The organism is Streptomyces sp. NBC_00078, assembly GCF_026343335.1.
Lineage (GTDB): Bacteria > Actinomycetota > Actinomycetes > Streptomycetales > Streptomycetaceae > Streptomyces.
Genome location: NZ_JAPELX010000001.1, coordinates 228,434 through 253,239, shown reverse-complemented (window position 1 = coordinate 253,239; position 24,806 = coordinate 228,434). Strand labels below are relative to the sequence as shown.

The window sequence follows — 24,806 nt, the reverse complement described above, 5'->3', positions numbered from 1 at the left end:
AATGCAGACCCTCGACTCCCTGCACAATCGCGGGTAAGCGCGATCACCGCGGGGCCTCGACTACGCTGGTCACGCTGTGCACAGTTACCGACTCGGAGGGGAACGGGGTGTCGACGCGACACGAGGAGATCGCCGACGAACTGCGGCGGGCGATCGACCGCGAGGAGTACGCGGTCGGCAGCAGGCTGCCCGCCGAGACCGAACTCGCCGCGCACTACGGCGTCTCGCGCGGCACCGTCCGCCAGGCCGTCGCAGCCCTGACGGCCGAGGGCCTCATCGGCTCCCGGCAGGGTGCCCGCCGCGTCGTTCTCGCGAGTCGCCGCAGCCAGAGCTTCGCCGAGCTGCGCAGCTTCGCCCAGTGGGCCCGCGCGATGGGCCGGCAGGCGACGGGGCGCGTGGTGGCGCAGGAGTATCTGCCGGCCACCGCACAGGACGCCGCCAGCCTCCAACTACGCGAGGGGGCACCGGTGTTGCACGTCCTGCGGGTGCGCGGCCTGGACGGTGAGCCGGTCCTGGTCGAGCGCACGGTCTACGCCGACTGGATCTCCCCGGCCGTCGAGGCGATCGACCCGGACGCCGCGTCCGTCACCCAGCAGCTCTTCGAGGACACGGGGCTCGTCTTCGCCTACGGCGAGCACGTCATCGACGCGGTCGCCGCCGGCGCGCAGGACGCCGGCCTTCTCGGCATCCGCCGCACCAGCCCGCTGTTGCGCGTCCGGCGCGTCACGACCACCCGCGAGGGACGCCCCGTCGAGTGGTCCGACGACCGCTACCGCTCGGACGCCGTGAGCTTCAGCGTGCACAACTCGATAGACAACAACGCGCTGGCCCGCAAGACGGCGGAGTGAGACAACTCCTTCAACTCCTCTACGAGCATGGAGAGTTGACGGCGGGTCACCCGCCGGAGGCGACCGAGGTGCGGGACGTGACGGGCCTCACCGACCGACCGGGCGGGCCAGGAGCTGGATGACGTGCTGACGTACCGTGTCCCACGCCGCGGGATGGAGTGTGCCGAGCGACGTGTCGCCCAGAGCGCTGATCGCCTGGTCGGCGCCGGCATGGCAGGGGACGTCGTCCGTGAGTACGTCGTAACCGTCCCGGACGGCGACGTGGAGGCGGTCGAGTTTGTCGTCGTGGGCGTGCACCGCGGCGGCGACGACGAGCGGCGGCGTGCCGCCCGCCTCGCCGGACAGCTTGCGATAGCTGCTGACGAGCGGTTCACGCCAGTGGAGGCCGAGCAGGAGGTGATGCTTTGCCACCACCTCGGCCAGATCGGTCTCGAAGACCCGGTCCCGGTCGAGCACGGTCCCGCGGGCGTCCAGCACCAGCGCGGCCGGCAGCAGACAGCGCAGCGTGCTGCCGACCAGGTTGCCGCCGACCGTCGCTGTGCGGCGCACGGCTCCCGTTCCGACCCCGGCGGCCGCCCGGTGCAGCACCTCGGGCACGCGCTCGTCGATCCTGCTCAGCACCACGGCGGCGCCGAGCGCCCCGCGCGCGATGACATTGGCCTCCGGCACGTTGCGCAGCGACACGGCCTGCTCGGGGAATCCGTCGCGCTGCCAGCCGGCCCAGATCAGCGTCGCCCCGCCGACGGGTACGGCTCCTTCGGCGACGCACTCCTGCGCTTCGGACACGGATGCGGGCAGACGTAGCAGCACAGGAGCCGACCTGCTTTCCCGACGAGTTGGTGAAGCTGAGGTACAGGGCGTCCCGGTCAGGAGACCCCCGGCATTGCGCATCTTCCTCACCTGTGTGGCGGCGCGTCCAGGGCTCACTGATCTACTGAGTGCGCCCCCCGCGGCGCCGCCCCGCATCTTCGGGGGAGGATGAGGCGTCCGGAGTGGAGAGGGGCCGTACGCGTGAGGAACAGTGGAGTAGTGCAGCGGAACGAGTCTGCGCTGATCGTGCGCCACGCGCCGCCCGCAGCGGCGGCCGCGGCGATCATGACGCTGCACGGCGGCCTTGAGCTGAGCCGCCGGACGGCGCGTCCCTGGCAACTCGCCGCGCTCCGCATGCGCCCGGTACTGAGGGCCGCCGCCGCGGACTCACCCCCGGACACCCTGCTCGGGCAGGTCCGTTACCGGCACCGGGGCTGGAACACCGGTGACCCCGCTGACGACGCCGTGCGGGCGCTCGACGAACTGCGGCGGTTGGCGGGAGCGGTCCCCACGGTTCTCGTCGGGCACTCGATGGGAGCCAGGGCGGCCCTGCGAGCCGCGTCCCACCCACTCGTACGCGGCGTGCTGGCGCTGGCGCCCTGGTGTCCGCCCGTGGACTCCGCCGGCCATCTCGGTGACGTACGGCTGGTGGTCCTGCACGGTGACCGCGACCATGTGACCTCTCGCGTCGAATCCGCCGACTACGTACGCCGGGCCCGGGAGGCAGGAGCCCAGGCCGGCATGGTGGTGGTCAGGGGCGGCGACCACGCGATGCTCCGTCGCAGCGCCGACTGGCACCGCGCCACGACCGCGATCGTCGCCCATCTGCTGCGGCCGGAGCCGGGCGCCGGGGGCCTGGTCGCGCAGGCGTACGCGGCGGACGGCGCCGTCCCCCTGTAGCGGGACCTGCGCCGCGGGACGGTCAGGGCAGGAGCGGCAGGCCGGCGCAGCTGGAGGTGGCGGGACGGGCGTTGAGCCGGCCGGCGAGCCAGGAGACCACGTCGCCCTGGTCGGTGAGCAACGGGGCGAAGCGGTTGACGGTGCGCGTCCCAGGTTGGGCGGGACGACGGGGCTGACCCCGGCGGTGCCCGCGGTAGCTCCCGGACGGTTACGTTTCAGCAATATGGCGGCGCCGGCTGCGGACGGCGCCGCCCCGCGGCTGTCAGCAGGCCCCCTCGTCCTGCCAGGGCCCCCAGTCGGAGGCGGCCGGCGCCTCGTTCTGGGTCCACCACTTGGCCTTCCAGTTGTGCTTGTTGTAGGAGGCCTCGTTGCCGACGGTGTACACCGCGCTCGAACTCCACGCCGTCTTGCACCCGTTGGGCGTCGGCGTGGGCGTGGGGGTGGGCGTCGAGGACGGCGGTGTGGCGCCCGCGAACTTCACCGAGTACTTGGTGAAGTCCCAGGAGTTCTGCGCCACGCTGGAGCAGGTGCCGGAGGTGCGTCCGCCGTTGTCGACCGGAGAGCACTGGCGGTCACGGTTCACAGACCAGAAGGTGAAGCGGTCCATGTGGTGACCGGTGGCGTAGTCCAGCACGGTCTGGAAGTCGGCCTGGGTGAACATCTCGCCGGTGTCGCTGCGCCCGTTCATCCCGGAGAAGCCCTCATGGGCGTAGGCCGTGGCCTGGTTCCAGCCGAAGGTCGACTGGAGGACGGAGTTGAAGTTGGTGAGCGCGCTGGTCTGCGAGGCCGCGCCGTTGAAGCCGCCGTCGAACGGCATGATGGAGAAGTTGTTCGGTGTGAAGCCCTGCGACTTCGCCTCCAGCAGCATCTGCTTGCCGAACCAGCCGGTGCCGTCGGCCGTGCCGGCCGTGGTCACGGAGACGTACAGGCCGGGGTTGTTCTGCTGGAGAATCTTGGCGGCGCCGATCTCGTTCTTGATCGCCGCCGTGTTCTCGTACTCCGGCTCCTCCAGGTCGAAGTCGATCGCGTGGAGGCCGTACTTGGTGATGACCTGCTGGTACGCCGCTGCCGTCGCCGCCGCGTCCGAGCATGTCTGACCGAGCTTGGTGCCCCCGTATCCGCCGATGGAGACGGACACGTCGCCGCCCCTGCCGCGGATGGTGTTGATGACGGACTGGACGGCGGTGTCCGAGGAGACCGGGGCGGTGCCGCCCCAAGTGGGCGAGCACCCGCCGCCGTTGGGGGCGAGGACGAAGGCGAGCTGGAAGGCCTTCAGGCCCGTGGCGTCCATGATGGCGGCCGGGTCGGGCGGGTCGTTGTCGAGCGGCATCAGGTACGGGGCCGCCGCGTACCAGCGGTTGTCGAGCGCGCTCGTTGCGCCCGAGGCGTTGCCTGCTACCAGGGCTGTGGTGCCCGCGGCGGTGAGTCCGACGGCGGCTGCTGCGCCCAGACATGCGCGAAGACGTCTCACGGTGTGCCTCCGGTGGGTGGGGAAGTGCCTCAGCTTCCTGCTGTCCGGTGGGGACGTCCACGCTTTGGACTAGACCAAATGTCTTCTTGGTCTAGACCATGCCATTCCTTTGCCTTGTGCCCGCTCCCGACCGGGGGTGGGGCTTGTGCGTTACGGGCGATGTGCGGCGTTTCGTGACTGGCCGACTACTCCGCCGAGCGAACCCGACCGAAGGCCGGCGTCCTGGCAGTCCGCGGCACCGGGCCCCGCTGATCCCAGCAGAATCTTCAGCCTGCGTGCTGCGGCGTCACCGGGCCGGGGACGGGCCGCTTCGCAGTGAAACCGTCACCCGGCACATGGCCCCGCAGTCGACGCCACAGCCAGGGGCCGACATGGTCCATGGCCCAGCGCACATCGGCCCCGAACGCCTGCCGGGCGGTGACGGGGGAGCGCGGAGGCAGCGGCTCGGTCCAGTCGTCGTAGCCCGGCAGGCCGAACGTGTGGGCCATGCCGGCGGCGATCCGCGCGTGCCCGATCGGGCTCGCGTGCAGCCGGTCGTCGCTCCACAGACGCGGGTCGGCGGTGAACGGGTGCGGGAAGACGTCCAGCACGGCGACGCCATACCGCGCCGCGATGACGCGCACCCGCTCATTGAGGTCGAGGATCCGCGGCCGCACCCGGCGCGCGACCGGCGAGACCTTGCCCAGGTCCGGAAAGGTCATGGTGGCGACGCGAGCACCAGCCGCGGTCAGCCGCGCGAACGTCTCCTCGATGTTCGCGGCGACCGACCCGGGGTCGTAGCGCGGCCGTACGACATCGTTCATGCCTGCCGTCACCGTCACCAGGTCAGGCCGCAGCGCGAGGGCGGGGCCGAGCTGATCGGTCCTGATCTGCGTGCTGGTCTTGCCGCGCACGGCGAGATTGCCGTAGGTCATTCCCGGCTGCGCCTGCGCGAGGATCTCGGCGAACCGGTCGGCCCAACCGCGGTGCCCGCCCGCCGGACCGGGGTCGCCTATGCCCTCCGTCAGACTGTCGCCGATCGCGACGTAGCGCAGATACGGGTGTGAGACGGTCATGCCGGGTGAGTCTATCTTCGGTTCATCCCGAGTTCAGACCCGCAGGGTCGACCCGCGCTCCCGCATGTGCGGTGCGCACAGCACCCGCTTCTTGCGCACCCGCTTGCCCTCGATCGCCGCGACGGTCAGCCGCGCCGCCTCCGCCGCGATCTCGCCGAGGCCCCAGTCCACGCGGACGAACTGCGGCCGCTGGACACGCCGGCCGCCTGACGGAACGACTAGCCCTGTACTTCGCGGGTCGCCGTTTCAGGTCATTGGCCAGCGGGTTTGAGTGACTTCGATGCCGAGGAGGTCGAGGAGGTGGAGTTGGACTCCTCGGGTGATCTGGACGGTGGGTGGATCGGTGACGTTGCCGATCCGCAGGGCGAGTTCGCTCAGGTGGTAGAGGATCATGCGGCCGGTGGGCCGCACCCGGCGGTTGTCCGGGTAGAGGCCGACCATCGTCTGCTCGGGGCCCAGGGCTTGTCTGACCTGGCGCTCGATCAGGCTGAAGACCAGCAGGGCCAGGCAGATGACCTGGATCAGGGCGGCGACGCGGTGGTTGTGCTGCACGAACAGCGGGGTGACCGCCAGGGGGCCCTTGAAGTCCGCGTAACGGCGCTCGACCGATCCCTGGCCCTTGTACTGGATCAGGACCTGGCCCGGGTCGGCCTGCTCGGGGGTCAGCGCCGTCAGCAGCGCGTACCAGCCGTCGGCTGCCGCCTCGTCGTCCAGGACCTGATGGTCGAAGTGCCAGGCCAGGGTGGGCCTGCCGTTGTCGTCTTCGCCGATCTCGGTGCGCAGGCAGGAGGCAACCCGCCGGGTCTTGGCGATCACGCCGATACGGGCCGCGATCTTCTCGGCGGTGTTGTAGTACCTGCCGCCGGCTCCGTGCTGGACCTTGTCCAGGTCCTCGGCCGCGCGGGTGAGGCGTTTGGTGCGGGCGGCCTGCTGGCCCGCAGCGTTGCCGGTGGAGTGGACCAGGATTCGGCGAACGCTCAGGACCGGGTCGCGCCTGCGCGGACCGTTCAGGGTGTGAACGTCCTCCAGTACCCGGTAGACCTCGCGCTGGGCGGGGTCCTTGCCCGCGTCGCGGTCGGGCACCCAGTCCACGACAGTGGCGGCCTCCAGGTCCAAGGCGGCATAGAAACCGTCCTTGACCTGAGCCGCCGGGACCGGGGCGATGAATGCCGTCCTGGCTGCCAGCAGTGCGGCGACGTTCGGGTAGGAAACCAGCTTGGAATCGGCGACCAGCAGGAACTCCCGTTCGCCGGCCAGCTTCTGCAGATCCTTCATCGCCCCGACGACCTGGGACACCTCGGCCGCGCCCCCGCCGAAGACCCGGGCGTGGACCGGGATGCCGCCGTCACCGGTGACCGCGAGCCCGGCCTGGACCTGCTTCAGGTCCACCCGGCGGTCCTTGGGATGCCCGTGCTTGATCACCGGGAACGCGTCGTCCTGATCTTCCAGCGGGTAGGCCCCGTGGACGGACATGGACGTCATGTCCCAGTGCAACCGCGACACGTCGATGCCGAACTCGGTGATCGCCCGCGCGCCGACCGTGCCCGCGAGTTGCTCCAGCTTCGGGGCGATCGCATCCAGTGCCCGCGCGAGGCGGTCGTCGTTGAGCAGGCCCGCCTCGATGCCCAGGACCTCCTCCACCGCCCAGGTCCGGGCCCAGTCGCCGACCCGGAACAGCGGTATCGGCGAGGTCAGCCGGTTCGCGACCAGCGCCTCGATGACCTGCCCGTGCGTCAGGTGCGCGCTCGGCGCGGACGGGCACAACCCGTCGACGATCCCCGCCACGTCCAGCCGGCGCAGAAACTCGGCAGCGACAGGCAGAGCGCCCAGACGCTTCTCCACCACAGACGTCACCACGCACTCAAGGCGCTGACGCTGGGACCGAGGCCGCGGGGACCGGGAAATCATCGACACACCCGGCTAACGCCCACAGCCCCGACCCGGATACGACCGAACCCTCTACTCCAACCGATTCAACGACCCGCGAAGTACGGGACTAGCCTGAGAGAGCCAGGACCGCGCGCACCCGCTTGCCGCCCCCGGTGACCGACGTGACGTCCAGATGCTGTGCCAGGCAGCGCACCATCGCCAGCCCCCGCCCGCTCTCACCGTCGGCGGTGAACGGCCGTACACGAGGCGGGAGCGGGCTTTCGTCGTAGACCTCGACGGTCACCCGCTCGTCGGACACCTGCAGCCGCAGACGGCAGGCGCTGCGGCCGTGCCGGGTGGCATTGGCGACCAGCTCCGAGACCACGAGTTTCACGTCGTCGATCTGCTCGGCCTCCACCTCAGCCGTCGGCAGCCGGGAGCACGCCAGGAACTTCGAAGCGAGCCCCCGTGCCCGACGTGCCGACGCGGCCTCGTCGAGCAGCAGGTACTCCACTCGCACGGAACGCCATTGGGTACGCCTGTGCGCACGCATGGCGAATCACTCCCCTCCTAGGACATCCGGTTTCCCCGCGGCCAGTCCGCCCACCGGGGCCGCGGCATGTCTTGCGCGGCCGGTCCTGCCCACTCGTGATGCCCGGCGCCCGTGATCGGCAACCCTTGCGGCTCAACTCCGGGCTTGAACAGGAAACATCAGCTCCCGGTCCCAATCGGGCGGCGAGGCGATCAACCTGGTGAAGATCGAGGCGTTGCTGTCCTGCGCCAAGTGGCCCCGGACCGCGAAAGGAACGGCACTAGGTCCTGTCTGGAGTTTGGTCATGAATGCGGTGCGATGCTGCGGAGCCAGAGCATCGCACCGCACAGGTGGAGCCCGGCCTCGTAGCTCTGCGGGGTCTTGTCGAAGCGGGTCGCTATGCCGCGCCAGTTCCGCAGGCGGTTGATGCACCGCTCCACGGTGTTGCGTTCGGTGTACAAGTCCGCGTCGTGGCTGACGGGGCGGCCGCCGTGCGAGCCGCGCTTCTTGCGGTTGGCGGCCTGGTCCACCTTCTCCGGGATCACTCCGCGGATCCCTCGTCTTCGCAGGTAGCGGCGGTTGCGGCGGGAGGAGTAAGCCTTGTCGGCGGCCACCGCGTCCGGCCGGGTCTTCGGGCGTCCGACCGGCCCGCGCACCTTGATCCGCTCCAGGACCGGGACGAACTGAGGACTGTCGCCGGCCTGTCCGGGCGTGAGGACGAACGCCAGCGGGCGGCAGCGCCGGTCGGCCGCCAGGTGAATCTTGCTGGTCAACCCGCCCCGGGAACGCCCCAGTTCAGCAGCCTTCAAGCGGGCGCGGTGCCGTCGGCGGGTCCGGCGCCGTTCAGCGCGGCCGTCGGCGTCGGATTGTCCCTCTCGCGGTTCTTGTTCCTTGGATGTGCCCCCTTTTCGGACTCGACGGCCGCCTCCAGGGCCGCCAACTGCTCCGCATCGAGGATCATCCCGGCGGCGTGGTGGTGGGCCCGGGACGTCGCGGAGTCCACGCTGACCAGGCCCATGTCGGTCTCACCTCGGGCGGCTGCCTCGGCGATCACCGCCTCCATCAGCTGCTGGAAGGCGCCCTGCCCCACCCAGATGCGGAAGCGGTCGTAGGTGCTCTGCCAGGGCCCGAACTCGCTCGGCAGGGAGCAATGCTCATGACCTGTGGATCGGCCTCGGGTTGGACGCGAAGGGCGTACCTTCCCGAGTGATCGACTTCTGGTCATCGAGTAGGCCGACGTTGCACCGTCGGTCGGGAAGGCACGCCCGTGCTGAGCGTAGTGAATGCCGATGGAACGACCGAGACCGGCTCCCTGATCGACGACATCGTCCGTGAGGGCGCACGGCGGATGCTCGCCGCCGCCCTGGAGGCCGAAGTCGACGCCTACATAGCCGATTTGGCCGATCAGCGCGATAAGAAGGGCCACCGTCTGGCGGTGCGCAACGGCTACCACCAGCCCAGGTCGGTCACGACCGCGGCCGGCGCGGTCGAGGTGAAGGCCCCGCGGGTGAACGACAAGCGCATCGACGAGGCGACCGGTGAGCGCAAGCGGTTCTGCTCGGCGATCCTGCCGCCGTGGTGCCGCAAGTCACCGAAGATCAGCGAGGTGCTGCCCTTGCTTTACCTGCACGGCCTGTCGTCGGGGGACTTCGTGCCCGCACTGGAGCAGTTTCTCGGCTCCACGGCCGGGCTCTCGCCGGCGACCGTGACTCGGCTGACGGCCCAGTGGCAGGCCGATCACCAGGCATTCGGCGAACGCGACCTGTCGGGCAGCGACTACGTCTATGTCTGGGCCGACGGCATCCACCTGCGGATCCGCCTACGCGAGGCAAAGTCGTGCGTGCTCGTGCTGATGGGCGTGCGCGCGGACGGCACCAAAGAGCTGATCGCCATGAGCGACGGCTACCGTGAATCCGCCGACTCGTGGGCGGATCTCCTGCGCGACTGCCAACGCAGGGGCATGCGCGCCCCGGTCCTCGCGGTCGGCGACGGCGCACTCGGCTTCTGGAAGGCCCTCTCGGAGGTCTTCCCCGAGGCCCGTCATCAAAGGTGCTGGGTTCACAAGATCGTCAATGTTGCGAACGCCCTGCCGAAGTCCGCCCAGCCCGGCGCGAAGAAGGCCCTGCAGGAGATCTACAACGCCGAGGACCGCGACCACGCGCTCAAGGCCGTCACGGCGTTCGAGAAGGCGTACGGCGCGAAGTTCCCCAAGGCCGTGAAGAAGATCACCGACGACGTCGAGGAACTACTGGCGTTCTACGACTTCCCCGCCGAGCACTGGATCCACTTGCGCACCACGAACCCGATCGAGTCGACCTTCGCGACGGTCCGGCTGCGGACCAAGGTCACCCGCGGTGCCGGCAGCGCGGCTGCCGCCCTGGCCATGGTCTTCAAGCTCGTCGAGTCCGCCCAACAACGGTGGCGGGCGGTGAACGCACCCCACCTCGTCGCCCTCGTCCGCGCCGGAGCCCGCTTCGAACGCGGTCAACTCGTCGAACGCCCCGAACCTCACGCTGCCTGAACTACCCCATGATCTGCAGGAATTGACAATGGCGGGTCGAGCCACGCGGTTCACTACGAGATGATCCTCCTATGGCAGATGTGGTTTTCTTCGATCTGGACGGCACCCTGGTCGATCATCGAGGCGCAGTCTTGGAAACGATCGGCCAGATCGTCCAGGCCGCGCCGAACGCGACGGCTCCACCGGACGAGCTGGTGACGCTGTGGTGGACGCTGGAGGGGCGGCACATGCGGGAATACCTGGCCGGTCAGTGCTCCTTCGCTGAGCACCACCGACGCAGGCTCCGTTCCTTCCTGCCCATGCTCGGCGAGCCGGTTCCTGAGGATCCCGGCCTTCTGGACGCCTGGATCGCCGAGCGCTACCTCACCGTGTTCGAGGAGTCCTGGCGGTGCTATCCCGATGTCCAGCCATGCCTGGAGACCCTGAAACGGCTTCCCCGAGGACCGCGTCTGGCTGTTCTCACCAACGGGGACCCCGAGCAGCAGCGCGCCAAGCTCGCCCGCTTCGGCCTCCTCGGATACTTCGAAGCCGTCCTGACCCCAACCGAGCTCGGTGCGGCCAAGCCCGTCGCCTACGCCACCGCCTGCCGGCGGATGCGGACTGACCCCGCGCAGGCGATCAACGTGGGCGACATGTTGGAAAGCGACGTGAACGCAGCCGCCCTCGCCGGGCTCACTGGCATCTGGCTGGACCGCGGCATCGACTTCATCACCGGTGGACCATCGCCGACGGCAGACGAAACGCTGCTCCGCATCGAACGGCTCACCGACCTCCCCGACCACCTATCACCCACGAACGCCTGACCAGCTCTTAAGAACTTGATCCACAGGTCTTGACTATTACTCCTCGGCAGGTCGCGCCAGGGACTGCCGGTGCGGAAGCGCCACATCACCGCGTTGAAGTGTTTCCGCAGGTCAGGGATGGGCCCGACCGCGGCGATCGGGAGATGGGGCTGTCGGGTAGCGGGGACGCATTGCTGCGTCCCCGCCCCCTCAGAACCGGGCATGCCCGTTTTCCAGGCACCACGGCTCAAGCAAGCCCCGAGGGCTTCACGGTGATGCAGAGACTGCGAGTCTCCTGCGTGTTCTGGCTCGGAGACCACGATGGCAAGAGGCGTGTACCAGGCGAGTCTGCGGTCCGTCCGGCGTGCCGCTCCGCCCGTGATGAGTGAGGTAGTTGGCGGCTACCGCTCTGCGGACGGTGTTCAACCACCAGCGTTCCCATTCGTGCGGGGATTGCGGTGGCTGGTTGGCAGTGAGGATGTAGTCCCCGCAGAGTGGACAGCGCCCTTCCTGCTTGGCGAGCAGGTTCAGGTTGTAGTTGTCCAGCGGGGGTTTGACCTTCCTCCGCCTTTTGGCCCAGTAGTCCTGCAGGCCGGGGTCGTCGGGTGACGCCCCGCCCGTGACCAGCTGGTGCCGGACGATATTCGTCCAGGAGAATTTGACCACGTGAAAGGTGCCGCCGCTTTCGCTGGTGCAGCCGCGATCGCCGAACACCCAGTAGTCGTTCCTGTACTTATTGAACTTGCCGTAGTAGCGGCGCACAATCCACTTCTTCGGCTTGTTGGGGTGGGAGTGCTTGGCCCACTTGTATGTGAGCCGCCACACATGAGAGTCCAGATCCGAGAAGACCCGGCTGGACACCGCCCCACGGTAGTAGGCCGCCCAGCCCCGAATGATCGGGTTGAGTTTGGCGATGACCGCCACCACATTCGATCCGCGAAGGTTTCGCATCTCGTCCGTGAGCCTTTTCCGTATCCGCTTGATCGCCTTCTTGCTTGGTTTGATGATCAGCTTGGACCCGTGGAACTGGCGGAGAGTGAATCCCAGGAAGTCGAAACCTTCGGAGAGATGCACAATGCGCGTCTTCTCCTCGTTGAAGGTCAGCCCTCTGGGGGCCAGCCACGCTGCAAGCCGTACCTTGACCTGCTCTGCCTGCTGCCGAGAGTGACAGCAGGCGACCATATCGTCGGCGTATCGCACCAGCACCGGAGCTCCTCGTGTCGTTTCTCCGGAAGTACGTCCGGATGCGAGATAGAGGACTCCGGCAGCTTCCTCCAGGCCATGGAGAGCAACGTTCATCAACAGCGGGCTGATTACACCGCCTTGAGGTGATCCCTCTTCGGTCGGTGCGTGCAGGCCGTCCTCCACCACTCCCGCTTTCAGCCATCCCCGGATCATTTCCCTGGCCGGGAAGGACCCGATCGCTCTGAGCAGTTGTTCGTGGTCGATTCTGTCGAACGCGGCGGACAAGTCGGCATCCAGAATCCACAGCCTCCTGGCCCGGGAGCCTTTCAGCGTGGAGTAGAGAGCGCCGATGGCGTCCGCACAGCTGCGGCCCGGCCGGAACCCATAGGATTTCGGCTCGAAGCGCGCCTCCCACTCGGGTTCCAGTGCGTTACGGACGCGCGCCTGATGGCATCGGTCCATAATCACGGGGATACCGAGCGGCCGTTGTTTTCCATTGGCCTTTGGAATGTACACGCGTCGGACCGGCAGTGGATTCCAGGACGAGCGCGTGTGGTGCACGCGCACAGCCACGTCCATCCTGGCCTCGGGTGACAGGGCGGTCTCCCCGTCGATCCCGGCCGTCCGACGTCCAGCGTTGCGCTGAGTCACCTGCCGCACGCTGATCAGCGTGTTCGACCATGATCTCAGCATCAGTTTCTGCAAGGACCGGACCAGGGCCCAGTCCTCTTCCCGCGTCGCCTTGAAGATCCTCTGCCTCAGCCTCACTACGTTGTCCTCGTGGTGACGCCATGCGACGTCGTCCCATTCGGCAACGTCCTTGGGTCCGTTCACCGCGGTGTCCAACTTGCCCCTCGGTTCGGGAGGCCCCGGGCCTCGGTCGTCAAAGGCTCACCAGCCCACGTCAGCTCCCCTTTCGGGACCCGGCCGCCAGGACCGGCATCCGGCCGGTTCCCCGAGACAGCCGCCTGGAGAGGCAACCACACGTCCCGAGTCCCGCGCCTTTCGGCCGCCGGCATCTGCTTCTTGGGCTTCCTGTCCCGCCGAGGAGTTCCGCCCCTCTTACGATCGGCCTACCGAGCCCAACGGCCCGGACCCCGACGGGGTTTCCACGTTCCGCGCACACGAGACACGGCCGGGGTGGGCGCCCCCTACACCCCGGGGCCAGCGGTGTTCCCACGACCGGTTGATCGTCCCCGGCCGCCGCTTGCCGCCTCTTCCAGCGGCCAGGCCCTTGCACCCTGGTCCTCGTCCCGTCACCCAAGGCTTGGGCTGACGAGGCATCATCGGGGGTTCACTTGCGTTCGCCCGTCCGGCCTTCCCCTCGCCCGGTTGCTCCCCCGGACGGAGCGGGGGCCCTTGGGCTTCTTCCCTGGGCTTCGCACCCTCACAAGCGGGACCTGTGAACGCACGCCAGGGCGGGGACTGATCTCGAACACTGATCAGGAACTACGCATCCGGTCTATAACCGGCCTCCGATCTGCGAGTTCACTCGAAATGCGCGACTTCGTGTCGCACCGATCAGGGCCCACTGCTCGTCGATGAGATCGCCTCGCGCCATGACTGACGATCTATCAAGACCGGGCCTCGGCGCGCAGGCGATCCACCGAATCGTGATCCGAACTCCAGACAGGACCTAATGTCGTCCGCATGACCGAAGACTCCCTGCGCTCCGTCACCGTCGAGCGAACCAGCACCGGACGCTTCGTCGCCACGAACGCCCGCGGCGGCACGATCAGCTTCGGGACCGCGTCGGATTCCGACCCGCACGGGGAGACCGAGTTCACCCCGGTCGAGCTGCTGCTGGCCGCGATCGGAGGCTGTACGGCGGTGGACGTGGACGTCGCCGTCAGCCGCCACGCGGAGCCCACCAGGTTCTCCCTCGCCGTGTCCGGCAACAAGACCAATGACGAGCTGGGCAACCGGCTGACCGACCTGCACGTCACCTTCAGCGTTGCCTTCCCGGACGGCGAGGGCGCGGAGCGGGCGCGGGCGATCCTTCCCCGGGCGGTCAAGACGTCCCACGACCGGCTCTGCACGGTCAGCCGCACGGTCGAGATCGGCACACCCGTCACCGCGACGGTCGACGACGCCTAATGGGAGCTACGGAGCCGGGGAATGCTCGGGTCCGTAGCCGCCAGCAGGTGAGCACTACCGACGCCGGAAGCATTCGACTTCTGAGGTCAGACCGTGCCCCTGCTGGTCGGCCGGGAGGCCAGACCGTTGATGGGGTGGCGTGCCCGCCGGGCAGTGGGGCGTGAGCACTGGATCCATTAGGCCGCGTGCCGTGCCTTCCGCAGGCTGCATGGAGCAAAGCACCTGACCAGGAGGACGAGTTGCTGCTGATCGGCGATGACTGGGCCGAAGACCACCACGACGTCGAGGTCCAGGACGAGGCAGGCCGAAAACTCGCCGCGGCGAGGCTGCCCGAGGGCGTGGAGGGAATCGCGAAGCTGCACGAGCTCCTGGCCAAGCACGGCGGCGAGGGCCTGGATGCCGCCGACGTGGTGGTGGGGATCGAGACCGACCGCGGCTCCTGGGTGCAGGCCCTGATCGCCTCCGGCTACCAGGTCTATGCCATCAACCCGCGGCAGGTCGCCCGGTTCAAGGAACGCTATGCCTCCTCCGGCGCCAAGAGCGACAGGGGCGACGCGCACGCGCTGGCGGACATGGTCCGCATCGACCGGGCCCAGCTGCGGCCGGTGGCCGGGGACAGCGAGCAGGCGCAGGCCGTCAAGGTCGTCGCCCGCGCCCACCAGACCTTGATCTGGGAACGCGTTCGCACGTTCCAGCGGCTGCGCAGCACGCTGCGCGAGTACTTCCCCGCCGCCCTGGCCGCCTACGCGGACCTCACACTGACCAGCACGGACGCCCTGGAACTGCTGATCAAGGCCCCTACCCCGGCGGCCGGGGCGAAGTTGACCCGTGCCCAGATCACCGCCGTTCTGGCCCGTGCCCGCCGGCGCAACCGGGACGCGAAAGCGGCCACGATCCAGGCCGCGCTGCGCGAACGGCAGCTGGGCCTGCCCGAGCCGGTCACGACCGCCTACGCGGCCACCGTCACCGCTCACGCGAAGCTGCTGATCGCCCTGAACGAGCAGATAGCCGACCTGGAAGGGCAGGTGAGGGCCCATTTTCTCAAGCACCCAGACGCTGAGATCTACCTCTCGATGCCCGGCATCGCGGAGATCACCGGCGCCCGGGTGCTCGCCGAGTTCGGGGACGACCCCACCCGCTACGCGTCCGCCAAAGCCCGCAAGAACTACGCCGGCACCAGCCCCATCACCCGGGCCTCCGGCAAGAGCCATACCGTCCAGGCCCGCTACGTCCGCAACAACCGGCTCGCCGATGCGTTGCAGACCCAGGCGTTCTCCGCCCTGCGCGCCTCGCCCGGCGCCCGCCACTACTACGACAAACAACGCGCCCGCGAGGCCGGTTACAACCCGGCCCTGCGGCAGCTCGGCAACCGCCTCGTCGGCATCCTCCACGGATGCCTCAAGACCCGAACCCTCTACGACGAAGCGACCGCCTGGTCGCACCACGCCCACACCCCTGCCGCTTGACACCAAACGACATGGGGTGTCTGACCTCGTCGCGCACGGGACCGGAGCGGACCCCCTCGGACACTGGCCGCGCAGACGGCCGGCCGGGCGCAGGACCGTCCGGGACAGGACTGCGGAGCGGAAGTCCGGCGGGGCTCGCCCGACCGAGGAGGCCGTCGGTCACCCCTCCCGCATCCAGGCCCGGGTGCCGAACGAGGTGCATGCCCGCGAGGCCACCGCCCCCGCGCCGCGCAGCGCCTCGACGAAGACCTCCGCTGTCAGCCGGCCCTGAACGGCGAGGTGATGAGCGAGTGCCCCGTGCAGCACGTCACCCGCGCCCAGCGTGTCCGCCACACGGACCGCGGGCACCTCCACCGTGCCTCCGCCGTCGGGGCCCGCCCACACCAGGGGCTGCCCTCCCCGGCTGACCGCCGACCAGACGACTCCGTACTCCCGCAGGGCTCGCAGGGTGTCCGCCGGAGTTCCCGCGCCGGGCGGGTGGAAGTCGGCCGAGCAGACGGCCACGTCCACGAACGGCAGCAGCTTCTCCGTGCCGTCCTTCCAACTCCCGCCGTCCAGGACGGTCACCCGGCCGGCGGTACGCGCGGCCCGGGCTGCGGACAGCGCCAGTTCCATGTGGTGGCCGTCGAACTCGACGACGTCACACGCCGCCACCAACGCGTCGAGATCGTCGGGCGGGGAGAACCGGTGGCCCGTGGCGTTGGTGGAGGCGACGGCGCGATCCCCGCTGGAAGCGGTCACCAGAACGGAGGACACCGCGGGCGGCTCGGCCGAGTCCGGCGCGAGGTCCGAAACGGCCACGCCCAGCCGGCTCAGGTCCGCGGTCGCCGCACGTCCCAGCGGATGGGAGCCGACGGCGGTGAGCAGCCTCGCCGTGCCCCCGAGGTGGCTGAAGGCAGCTGCCGCGTTCGCCGCAGGGCCGCCCGCGGCGACGATCTGCTCACGAGCCGTGAGCTTCTCGTCTGAGGCCGGCACATGGTCCACGAGCTGGATGACGTCCAGCGTGCACAGGCCGACGAACAGCCCTGCAGGACGTCCTCTCGTCGCCGGCTTCACCCACCAGCACCTCCTCCTGCCCGGGCCTGCGGTCAGTGTACGAACCGATGGAAACGACCCCACTCCCGTGCCGGAATGCCGTCATTGGGCGGTACTTGACGTGCGGTCCGGCACTCCTCGGGGTCAGATGGACTGCGTGAGAAGATACATAACCTCCCCGTACGGCCGCTCGTGCCTGCGTCTCATCGCGGCCCTGGCCGGCCTCTTCCTCACTCTGTCCGGCCTGCAGGCCGCACCCGCGGCGGCCGAGCCCGAACCCGTCCCCGGCCCCGTACGCGGCAGCGCCTACATGGGCATGGGCGTCAGAGCACACGACACGGTCAGTGACCCGCCCGACGTCATGGCCCCGACGGTCATGGCCCCGAGCGCCATGGCCCCGACGGTCATGGCCCCGAGCGCCATGGCCCCGACCGCCAAGGCCACTCAGACCGAGGGCGTGGACGTCGCCAGCTACCAGGGCGATGTCGCCTGGGCCACTCTGTGGAGCGCCGGCGTCAGATGGGCCTACACCAAGGCCACAGAGGGCACGTCCTACCGGAACCCCTACTTCGCCCAGCAGTACGACGGCCCCTACGACGTCGGCATGATCCGCGGGGCGTACCACTTCGCGGCCCCGGACTCCAGCAGCGGCACCGCACAGGCCGACTACTTCGTCGACCACGGCGGGGGCTGGACCGCCGACGGCCTGACACTGCCCGGCGTCCTCGACATCGAGTGGAACCCCTACGGTGACGCCTGCTACGGCAAGTCCACCAGCGCCATGGTCACCTGGATCCGCGACTTCCTGAAGCGCTACAAGGACCGCACGCATCGCGACGCCGTCATCTACACGGCAACGGCCTGGTGGGACAGCTGCACCGGCAGCTACAGCGGCTTCGGTGCCACCAACCCCCTCTGGGTCGCCCGGTACGCCTCGTCGGTGGGGGCGCTGCCGGCAGGCTGGAAGACGCACACCATGTGGCAGTACACCTCGTCCGGGGCGACTGTGGGTGACCGCGACAAGTTCAACGGCGCCGTGGACACGTTGCGCAAGTTCGCCAACGGTTGACCTTCCCGCGCCGCCGACCTGCCTGAACGCGGGTCCCGGCGTACTGAGATACTCCGGCCGTGGATGCTGAGTTGACGGGGAACTGCGGGGAGTCCGACGCGGCGTCGCCTGTACGGAGCGCGTCGGCACCCGATGTGGCCTGGGCGCTGCGTGCTGCGGTGACGGCGGACATCGAGGTCGTCGCGGAGTTGCGGGCCACGGTCATGCGCGCCGACCTGGAACGCCTCGGGCGTTACGACGAGCACCGTGTACGGCAGCGACTTCGGGACTCCTTCTCCGTGCGGCACACCTCGATCATCACGGTCGAGGGTGAACTCGCGGGATGCGTCACGGTCCGGCCCGCCCGAGGCCGCCACTGGCTGGAGCACTTCTACCTCGCCCCGCACTGCCAGAGCCGAGGACTGGGTTCCGCAGTCCTGCGCACCGTGCTGGAGCGGACGGACGCGCAAGGCATGACCGTGGCCCTGAACGTCCTACAGGGCAGCGCCGCCCGCCGCCTCTACGAGCGCCACGGCTTCGTCGTCGAAGCCGAGGATCCGGTCGACGTCTTCATGGCGCGCCCGCCGGACCGTTCGGACCGCGTGGAGCAGGACAATGCGGACGGCGGAGCGGGAGGCGGGCCGGAAGCGGTCCGGAAGATCAACAGCGCAGCGAACATGGTGGCGGACCTGCCCACGCGCGTTTGAGCCGCGCTGAGGCGTGTACGCGGTACATATGGCCCACACGAAGACGGAGACAGAACGAAAGTACGAAGCCCCGCCGACCGGTGACACCTCGTGGCTGGCGGAGCTGACCGGTGTGGGCGGCATCGCGTCGGTTCAAGAAGAGGGCACCGACGAGCTGGACGCCGTCTACTACGACACCGAGGACCTGCGCCTGGCGGCCGCGTCGGCCACACTGCGGCGAAGGACGGGCGGATCCGACGCCGGCTGGCACCTCAAACTTCCCGGGTCCGGGGACAGCCGGGAGGAGATCCAGGCCCCCCTGTCCGACACGATTCCGGACCCCCTGCGGGACCTGACGCTGTCCCGTACCCGAGGGGCGGAGCTGAGGCCGGTCGTCCGGATCCGCTCCACCCGCGGCACGCGGCACCTCGTCGATTCCGACGGCACGATCCTCGCGGAGCTGACCGTCGACCGGGTTCGAGCCGAGCCCTCGCCGGTCACGACCACCCTGGCCGAATGGACCGAGATGGAGGTCGAACTCGCCGAGGACGCCGACCCCTCACTCCTCGACGCCGTGGACAAGACACTGAGCAAGAGCGGCATCGACCGTGCGGCCGACCCGTCCAAGCTGGCCCGGGCCCTGGAGGAGACGGGAGTCGGCACGCCCCGCCTGCCGGACACGCGTACCGAGGCCGTGACCCCGGGCTCGGCCGGCGAAGAGTTCTTGACGTATGTGGACGAGCAGGTCCGCACCCTCGTCGACCTCGATCCGGCGGTACGCCGCGAACTGCCCGACGCCGTGCACAAGATGCGTGTCACCTGCCGTCGGCTGCGCAGCACCCTGCGTTCCTACCGCTCCGTACTGGACCGCGAGGTCACCGATCCGATCCGCGAGGAACTGAAGTGGCTCGGCGGCGAACTGGGCGCCGAGCGCGACCAGGAGGTCCTCGTGGACCGGCTCGGCTCGCGCATCGACGCCCTGCCCCCCGAACTGGTCCTGGGACCCGTGGACGCCCGCTTGCAGATATGGAACGTCGCCCGGACGGCGAAGGCCCGTGAACGCACCCTCGACGCCCTGCGCTCACCCCGCCACATGGCCCTCCTGGAGTCCCTGACCCTGCTCACCGAGCAGCCTCCGCTGCGCCGGAAGGCCGGCCGCAAGCCGCGCAAGGTGATGGCCAAGGCGGTCCTCAAGGAGTACGAGCGGCTGTCTCGCCGGATGACGCACGCGATGGAGCTGTCCCCGGGACCAGAACTCGACGTGGCTCTCCACCAGGCCCGTAAGGCAGCCAAGAAGACTCGGTACGCCACCGAGCCCGCGCGCGCCTCACTCGGCAAGCCCGCCAAGCGGCTCGGCAAGCGGGTCAAGGGTGTTCAGAAGGTCCTCGGAGACCATCAGGACAGCGTCGTGGCACGGGACGCCCTGCGTGACCTGGCCGTTGCCGCGCACACGGCAGGAGAAGGAGGTTTCACCTGGGGCCTGTTGTACGGTCACGAGCAGGCCTCGGCCGCCGGCCGCGAACGGGAACTGCCGAGCGCGTGGGCCGGCGCGTCGAAGCCGAAGCTGCGCAAGAAGCTCGCCGACTGACCACGTGTTCCCGGACATGGCCGGACCGCCCCTCGCCTCGCGGGCGATCTTCACGTTGAAGCAGCTGTCGTAGGTGTGCGCCCGGAGCACCGTGCCGTCGTAGCGCCGCATGCCCGAAGGCAGGCAACCGCAATACATCGGATGAGTCAAGTGATGCGGTCCACGCTGCTGATGTGGGCATGTTGCGCCAGCCTGCTCGTCCGTCAGTCGAGTTCGGCTGTCCATGGCCCGCTCTCTTAATCGTTAAGGTTGTTGACAGGCTCACGAAGTGTGCCTACGTTCGCCAAGACACCCGATGAATCGAGGATCTGTCAGGTCTGGAGGACGACCACGACCTCGCAGCCGGGGTAAGCGCTCGCCGGTTCCGGTCAGAGCCGCGCTCGACGCGCTCTGCGCCGGACTGGCCGCCGCGCCCTGCACGACCGTGCCCGCCCGGGCCGACCAGGACGTCCGCTCCCACCGGCACGTCTGGGCCGTGGCGGGCCCCGAACGCGCCGCGGCGGCGCACGAACCACGCGCGAATGTGTCCCTGGACGCCACCACCGGCACGCTGAGCCTGTCCGTTTCCCGTAACGGCAGGACGGTCATCGAGCCGTCGCCCGTGGGCATCGTCACCGAACAGGCCGACCTCTCCCACGACTTGCACTTCCTGCGGCGGGCGGACCGGCTGGTCAGCGAGCGGTACCGCGAAGTCCGGCAAGCGGCTGGAACGCCGGGTCCTGATGAACGAATCCCGCCTGACCTTCGCCACAGCCGCAGGCACCCGCCTCGACCTCGTCGTCCGCGCCACCGCCGACGGTGTCGCCTACCGCTATGTCCTGCCCGCCGGTCACGGCGACGTGCTCGGCGAGACCTCAGCCTTCAACCTGCCGCCGGAAGCGAGCGCCTGGCTGAGTACCTACCGCGTCGACAACGAGGGCCAGTGGGCCAGAGCCTGGCCGCCCAGAAGGCCTACGTCGACTACGCCGCCGAGCGCCACTGGCCCTACGAGGCCGTCGACGCCGGCTGGTACTTCAGGACCGACGCGTGGGACACCACCGACCCGAACTGGCAGACCGACAGCTGGATGCCCCAACTCGTCGACTACGCACGGGCAAAGGGCGTAGGCATCGTCGTCTGGATCCACCAGCGTAACCTCGACACGCCCGCCTGGGACGACACCCGGCTGCTGGCCGGACAACCGGGTCGGGAAGCCGTCCTCGCCCGCCGCAGCGGCGACCGCTGGTTCCTGGGCGGGGTGTATGCCGGCGCCGCCCGTACGGCCGAGGTGCCGCTGTCCGTCGGAGCCGGCCGGTGGCTGGTCGAGACGATCCGCGACGGCGCCGACGGCCTCGTCCAGCGGCGGCAGGTGCTGCGCGGCGGCGACACGCTCGCCGACGACGTCGTGGCCAACGGAGGTTTCGCAGGGATCGCCTGCCGCTGGCACCCGGGAGTGACGACCTGCTACCGGTGAGGCCCGCGCACGGACCGGCGGCGAGACCAGCACCGAGGGCGATGGGCGCGGCATCGGCCCACCGCCCTCGCTCCACAGAGATCTTCGGTCGGGCAGGACCCGTGTCGGATCAGCTCCCGCCGGTGCGGGCGTGCAGCATGCGGCGGACCGAGTCCGAGCGTTCGAGGAGCGTGTTGCGGACCACCGGGGCCGCCTTGTCGCCGGTGAGCCGGGCCGTCTCGATGTAGGCAGGATCGATGCCGTACACCGGGAAGAGATGGTTCGTGAAGACCATCGCCGGGATCATGCCGCCCTGGTGCAGGTGAGGGACCGCGTCCAGGTAGTGCTGGGCGTAGGGGGACAGGAGGGCGTCCTGCGCGGGGCGCCAGAAGGCCGCCGCCACCTGGCCGACCGCGTGGAGGGGAACGGCACGGTCGACGGCGAGCCGCTGCCAGACCTCCGCCTTCGCCGCGGCATCGGGCAGAGCGGCTCGTACGGTGAGAGCGCGGACCCAGGCGTCCGGGTCCGGGTCGCGTTCCAGCAGCAGGCCGGTCTCGGACGGTACGTCCCGTCCCAGTTCCGCCTCGCGGACGAGCGCACGCCAGTGCAAGTCCACGTCGTCGCCCGCCTGTTCACGCAGCCAGGCCAGGTCGTCCGCGGTCGACGCGGTGCGGGCCAGACCACGCAGTGCGACCTGACGGCGGCCGGGTTGTGCCGCGAGGTTCCGGCACACTCGGGCCACCGCCGCTGTCAGCTCGCCGCGCTCGCCCGGCGCGGCCCACAGCTCGGCGACGGTCGCGGCGAGGGTCAGACAGGGCTCGATCACGGCGTCGGACGTCTCGGCCGCAAGGACCGCGGTGATGCACTGCCCGGCCTCCGCTGCCGTGGCCTCACCGGTCGTCAGCATGTCCCACACGGTGGCAACGGCCACACCCCGGGAGATGGCCGAGGGCAGGCGTGCCGCCGTACGGAAGAAGGCGTCCCTCGCCGTGGCGTCCGGGCGGGTCGTGGCGAAGGTGAGGTCGTCGTCGTTGATGAGCAGCAGGTCGGCCGTGGGCGGAAGACCGGGGACGTCGGTACGCGGCTGCGTCACCTCGACCCGCACCAGCGCCGTACGCTTCAGCGCCCCGCCCTCCTCGTCGTCCGTGCTGTACGCGCCCACCGCGAGCACCTGCGGGCGGGGGGTGCCGGTGGTGACCAGCGTGACGGTCTCGCCGGTCCGCTCCAGTGAGAATCGGTCGGTGCCGGCCGTCGCGAGCCAGGCAGTGCGCCAGGCGCCCAGGTCGCGCCCGCCGCCCTCGGCCAAGGCGTCGATGAGGTCCTGCAGAGTGGTGTTGCCCCAGGCATGGCGGGCGAAGTAGCCGGCCATGCCCGCCCTGAAGTGCTCTTCACCGACGTACGTCATGAGCTGCTGGAGGACGGAGGCGCCCTTGGGATAGGTGATGTTGTCGAAGATCGACGCGGCCTGGGCGACGTCGTGGATGGGCTGGTGGATCGGGTGGGAGACCGGGCCCTGGTCGGCCAGGTACGCCTTCAGCTTGCCGCCCACCAGGTGGCCGGCCCAGGCGTCGGTGTACCGCGTGGCGCGCTCGGCGGCCCAGTGGCAGGCGAACTCGGCGAACGCCTCGTTCAGCCACAGGTCGTCCCACCAGCGCATGGTGACGATGTTGCCGAACCACATGTGCGCCATCTCGTGCAGCAGCACCTTGGCGAACAACTCCCGCTCGGCGGGCGTCGGAGCGGCTCGTCGCAGGAACCCGTCCGACCAGGACACGCAGCCGTAGTTCTCCATCGCCCCGCCGAACTCGGGCATGAACACCTGGTCGTACTTGCGCTGCGGGAACGGCATCGCGAAGACCTCGCCGAAGAAGGCGAGACCCTGGCCGGTGAGGGTGAAGACCTCGTCGGCGTCGCGGTCGAGGACCTCGGCGAGGGAGCGGCGGGCGAACAGCCCCAGGTCGTATCCGTCGATCTCGCGGCGGATCTCGTGGAACGGGCCCGCGTTGATCACGGTGTTGTACACGGACAGGGGCGGAGTGTCCGGGAAGACCCAGCGGCGGGCCTGTTCCAGTTCCTCGACGCGCGCCCCGCCCGAGTTACTGGTGACGGTCCATGAGGCCGGCGCCGTGACCGTGAAGGCGTGCGGGGCCTTGAGATCGGGCTGGTCGAAGCACGCCCAGACGAACCGGGCCTCGTCCGGTTCGAAGCTCATCCACACGTAGACCTCGCCGTCCGCGGGGTCGGTCGCCTTGTGCACACCCTCACCCGTGGCCGTGTCGGCCTGGACGCTCTCCACGCGCAGCACATTGTGCTCGGCCAGGCCGGGCAGGGGGATACGGCCGTCACCGGTGGCGGTGACCGCGATGCCGTTCAACGTGGCGGTGCGCACCTGGGCCGCGCAGTCCACGAAGGTCTGCGCACCCGGCTCGCGGCAGGTGAAGGTCACGGTGGAGACGCAGCGGACCTCTGGCCCCTCCGGCAGCGCTGTGAGGTCGATGTCCACCTCATACCGTTCGACGGTCAGCAGCGCGGCCCGGTGCTCGGCTTCGATACGGGTCAGGCTCCGGATCCCCATGCATCCTCCCTCGGCAGACAGCGGCCGCCAGCGTATGACGAGTCCGCCGGCGAACGCAGTGGTTTTTGATCTCGAACGGGGGCGCGGGGCCCGGTAGTTGGCGCGTAGCCGGGCATACACGCATGTGGCTGGGCCCCGCCGGGTCGGCTCTGAAGGCGTGCCCGCCTCCACCGGACGCCTATGCTGCGGCGAGGCAACGGGAGGCAGTATGCGTAAACCTCGTGTCCGGGCCCTGACCTGGGCTTGGGCGGGAATGCTGGCATTGGTGACCACGGTGGCGTGCGGTCACCAGGACTCGGCGGCCCGCGCCCCGTCCGGGAGCGCCTCCCCGGCCTCCCCGGACACCGGGGTGTACGCCTCCCCACTGCAGAAGAGCGACCTTCCCTGGAGCGGCAGCCCGAGCCCCTACAACGCCGAGGTGACACTCGATGACGGCCGCCGGGTGGCCATGCACTACCGCCGGGGCAAGGGGCTCGTCGAGCAGCACTACAGCCCCCGGGCGAAGGCCTGGACGAAACCGAAGGTCATCCACCGCACCAGGACCGACGCATGCCAGGGCATCGAACTGCGGACCAGCGCAGGAACCGTCGCGGCGATCGCGGACTTCGGCGCCTACTGCTACGACGGCGACCCCCCGACCGAGTCCATCGCGGCCGTCGGTACCGGCAGCCTGACCAGGTGGGACGTCAACATCAAAAAGGACTTCGACGGCTGGGAGCGGGCCTCCGTCTCCCACGACGGAAGCCGGGTCGTCTTCGGGCGTGACGTCACACTCCACTGGAACCGGGCCGACGGGTTCGAATCGGAGTAAACGGCTGCCTGGTTCATGACCTCGACGACGAACCGGAACAGGCGATGCCGGAAGGCACGCACAGACCCCGAGCAAGGACGCTGCGGTGAGGATCC

At 69.5% G+C, this 24,806-nt stretch carries 20 protein-coding genes and 2 pseudogenes; 12 read left to right on the top strand and 10 right to left on the bottom strand.

Going from position 1 to position 24,806, the window contains the following annotated elements:
• Window positions 1-107 precede the first annotated feature (107 nt).
• Window positions 108-848, top strand: coding sequence for a GntR family transcriptional regulator (locus tag OOK07_RS01165; RefSeq protein WP_266794689.1), 741 nt, complete (start codon window positions 108-110; stop codon window positions 846-848).
• An 87-nt stretch (window positions 849-935) separates the two neighbouring features.
• Here OOK07_RS01165 and OOK07_RS01160 read toward each other — a convergent pair whose 3' ends face one another.
• Window positions 936-1,658, bottom strand: coding sequence for an FAD binding domain-containing protein (locus OOK07_RS01160; RefSeq protein ID WP_266794688.1), 723 nt, complete (start codon window positions 1,656-1,658; stop codon window positions 936-938).
• Between the two features lie 219 nt (window positions 1,659-1,877).
• Between OOK07_RS01160 and OOK07_RS01155 the strand changes: the two genes are divergently transcribed.
• Window positions 1,878-2,558, top strand: a complete 681-nt coding sequence (locus OOK07_RS01155) for a dienelactone hydrolase family protein (RefSeq protein WP_405673591.1) — start codon at window positions 1,878-1,880, stop codon at window positions 2,556-2,558.
• A gap of 262 nt (window positions 2,559-2,820) precedes the next feature.
• Here OOK07_RS01155 and OOK07_RS01150 read toward each other — a convergent pair whose 3' ends face one another.
• The 6 genes and pseudogenes from OOK07_RS01150 to OOK07_RS01125 form a co-directional block, all read right to left on the bottom strand.
• Complete coding sequence (locus tag OOK07_RS01150; protein WP_266794687.1) at window positions 2,821-4,029, bottom strand: carbohydrate-binding protein; 1,209 nt, start codon at window positions 4,027-4,029, stop codon at window positions 2,821-2,823.
• A gap of 266 nt (window positions 4,030-4,295) precedes the next feature.
• Entirely contained in the window at window positions 4,296-5,084 is a 789-nt protein-coding gene (locus tag OOK07_RS01145) for an SGNH/GDSL hydrolase family protein (RefSeq protein WP_266794686.1), read from the bottom strand.
• 33 nt (window positions 5,085-5,117) lie between these two features.
• A complete protein-coding gene (locus tag OOK07_RS01140) occupies window positions 5,118-5,255 on the bottom strand; it encodes a hypothetical protein (RefSeq protein ID WP_266794685.1) in 138 nt (45 codons plus the stop codon).
• Between the two features lie 75 nt (window positions 5,256-5,330).
• Window positions 5,331-6,929 (bottom strand): IS1634 family transposase, encoded by a 1,599-nt coding sequence (locus OOK07_RS01135; protein WP_266679595.1) that lies wholly within the window; start codon window positions 6,927-6,929, stop codon window positions 5,331-5,333.
• Window positions 6,930-7,080: 151 nt separating this feature from the next.
• Complete coding sequence (locus OOK07_RS01130; RefSeq protein ID WP_266675957.1) at window positions 7,081-7,506, bottom strand: ATP-binding protein; 426 nt, start codon at window positions 7,504-7,506, stop codon at window positions 7,081-7,083.
• A gap of 281 nt (window positions 7,507-7,787) precedes the next feature.
• Window positions 7,788-8,662: pseudogene (locus OOK07_RS01125) on the bottom strand (IS5 family transposase); the annotation flags it as partial.
• A 90-nt stretch (window positions 8,663-8,752) separates the two neighbouring features.
• On the opposite strand from OOK07_RS01125, the gene OOK07_RS01120 reads away from it, so the two are divergent.
• Entirely contained in the window at window positions 8,753-10,006 is a 1,254-nt protein-coding gene (locus OOK07_RS01120) for an IS256 family transposase (RefSeq protein ID WP_266794684.1), read from the top strand.
• A gap of 71 nt (window positions 10,007-10,077) precedes the next feature.
• Window positions 10,078-10,809 (top strand): HAD family hydrolase, encoded by a 732-nt coding sequence (locus OOK07_RS01115; protein ID WP_266794683.1) that lies wholly within the window; start codon window positions 10,078-10,080, stop codon window positions 10,807-10,809.
• Between the two features lie 246 nt (window positions 10,810-11,055).
• On the opposite strand, the gene ltrA is transcribed toward OOK07_RS01115, so the two are convergent.
• A complete protein-coding gene (gene ltrA, locus OOK07_RS01110; RefSeq protein WP_266794682.1) occupies window positions 11,056-12,819 on the bottom strand; it encodes a group II intron reverse transcriptase/maturase in 1,764 nt (587 codons plus the stop codon).
• A gap of 804 nt (window positions 12,820-13,623) precedes the next feature.
• Here ltrA and OOK07_RS01105 point away from each other — a divergent pair.
• Both OOK07_RS01105 and OOK07_RS01100 read left to right on the top strand, forming a co-directional pair.
• Window positions 13,624-14,070, top strand: coding sequence for an OsmC family protein (locus OOK07_RS01105; protein ID WP_266675955.1), 447 nt, complete (start codon window positions 13,624-13,626; stop codon window positions 14,068-14,070).
• 239 nt (window positions 14,071-14,309) lie between these two features.
• On the top strand, window positions 14,310-15,536 hold the full coding sequence (locus OOK07_RS01100; protein ID WP_266801861.1) for an IS110 family RNA-guided transposase: 1,227 nt from the start codon (window positions 14,310-14,312) through the stop codon (window positions 15,534-15,536).
• 159 nt (window positions 15,537-15,695) lie between these two features.
• Here OOK07_RS01100 and OOK07_RS01095 read toward each other — a convergent pair whose 3' ends face one another.
• On the bottom strand, window positions 15,696-16,592 hold the full coding sequence (locus OOK07_RS01095) for a PfkB family carbohydrate kinase (protein WP_266794681.1): 897 nt from the start codon (window positions 16,590-16,592) through the stop codon (window positions 15,696-15,698).
• A gap of 127 nt (window positions 16,593-16,719) precedes the next feature.
• Between OOK07_RS01095 and OOK07_RS01090 the strand changes: the two genes are divergently transcribed.
• From OOK07_RS01090 to OOK07_RS43580, 5 genes and pseudogenes are all read left to right on the top strand, one after another.
• Window positions 16,720-17,640 carry a lysozyme gene (locus tag OOK07_RS01090; RefSeq protein WP_266794680.1) on the top strand — a complete coding sequence of 307 codons (921 nt, stop codon included), beginning with the start codon at window positions 16,720-16,722 and terminating at the stop codon, window positions 17,638-17,640.
• A 59-nt stretch (window positions 17,641-17,699) separates the two neighbouring features.
• Window positions 17,700-18,326 (top strand): GNAT family N-acetyltransferase, encoded by a 627-nt coding sequence (locus tag OOK07_RS01085; RefSeq protein ID WP_323182908.1) that lies wholly within the window; start codon window positions 17,700-17,702, stop codon window positions 18,324-18,326.
• Window positions 18,327-18,354: 28 nt separating this feature from the next.
• Window positions 18,355-19,893 carry a CYTH and CHAD domain-containing protein gene (locus OOK07_RS01080; RefSeq protein WP_266794679.1) on the top strand — a complete coding sequence of 513 codons (1,539 nt, stop codon included), beginning with the start codon at window positions 18,355-18,357 and terminating at the stop codon, window positions 19,891-19,893.
• Between the two features lie 722 nt (window positions 19,894-20,615).
• Window positions 20,616-20,753, top strand: a pseudogene (locus tag OOK07_RS43585) (glycoside hydrolase family 97 N-terminal domain-containing protein); the annotation flags it as partial.
• Window positions 20,754-20,815: 62 nt separating this feature from the next.
• Entirely contained in the window at window positions 20,816-21,346 is a 531-nt protein-coding gene (locus tag OOK07_RS43580; protein ID WP_524540309.1) for a glycoside hydrolase family 97 C-terminal domain-containing protein, read from the top strand.
• Between the two features lie 109 nt (window positions 21,347-21,455).
• Here the strand turns inward: OOK07_RS43580 and pepN are convergent, their stop codons facing one another.
• Window positions 21,456-23,900, bottom strand: a complete 2,445-nt coding sequence (gene pepN, locus OOK07_RS01070; RefSeq protein WP_266794678.1) for an aminopeptidase N — start codon at window positions 23,898-23,900, stop codon at window positions 21,456-21,458.
• 265 nt (window positions 23,901-24,165) lie between these two features.
• On the opposite strand from pepN, the gene OOK07_RS01065 reads away from it, so the two are divergent.
• Window positions 24,166-24,711, top strand: a complete 546-nt coding sequence (locus tag OOK07_RS01065; protein ID WP_266675945.1) for a hypothetical protein — start codon at window positions 24,166-24,168, stop codon at window positions 24,709-24,711.
• Window positions 24,712-24,806 lie beyond the last annotated feature (95 nt).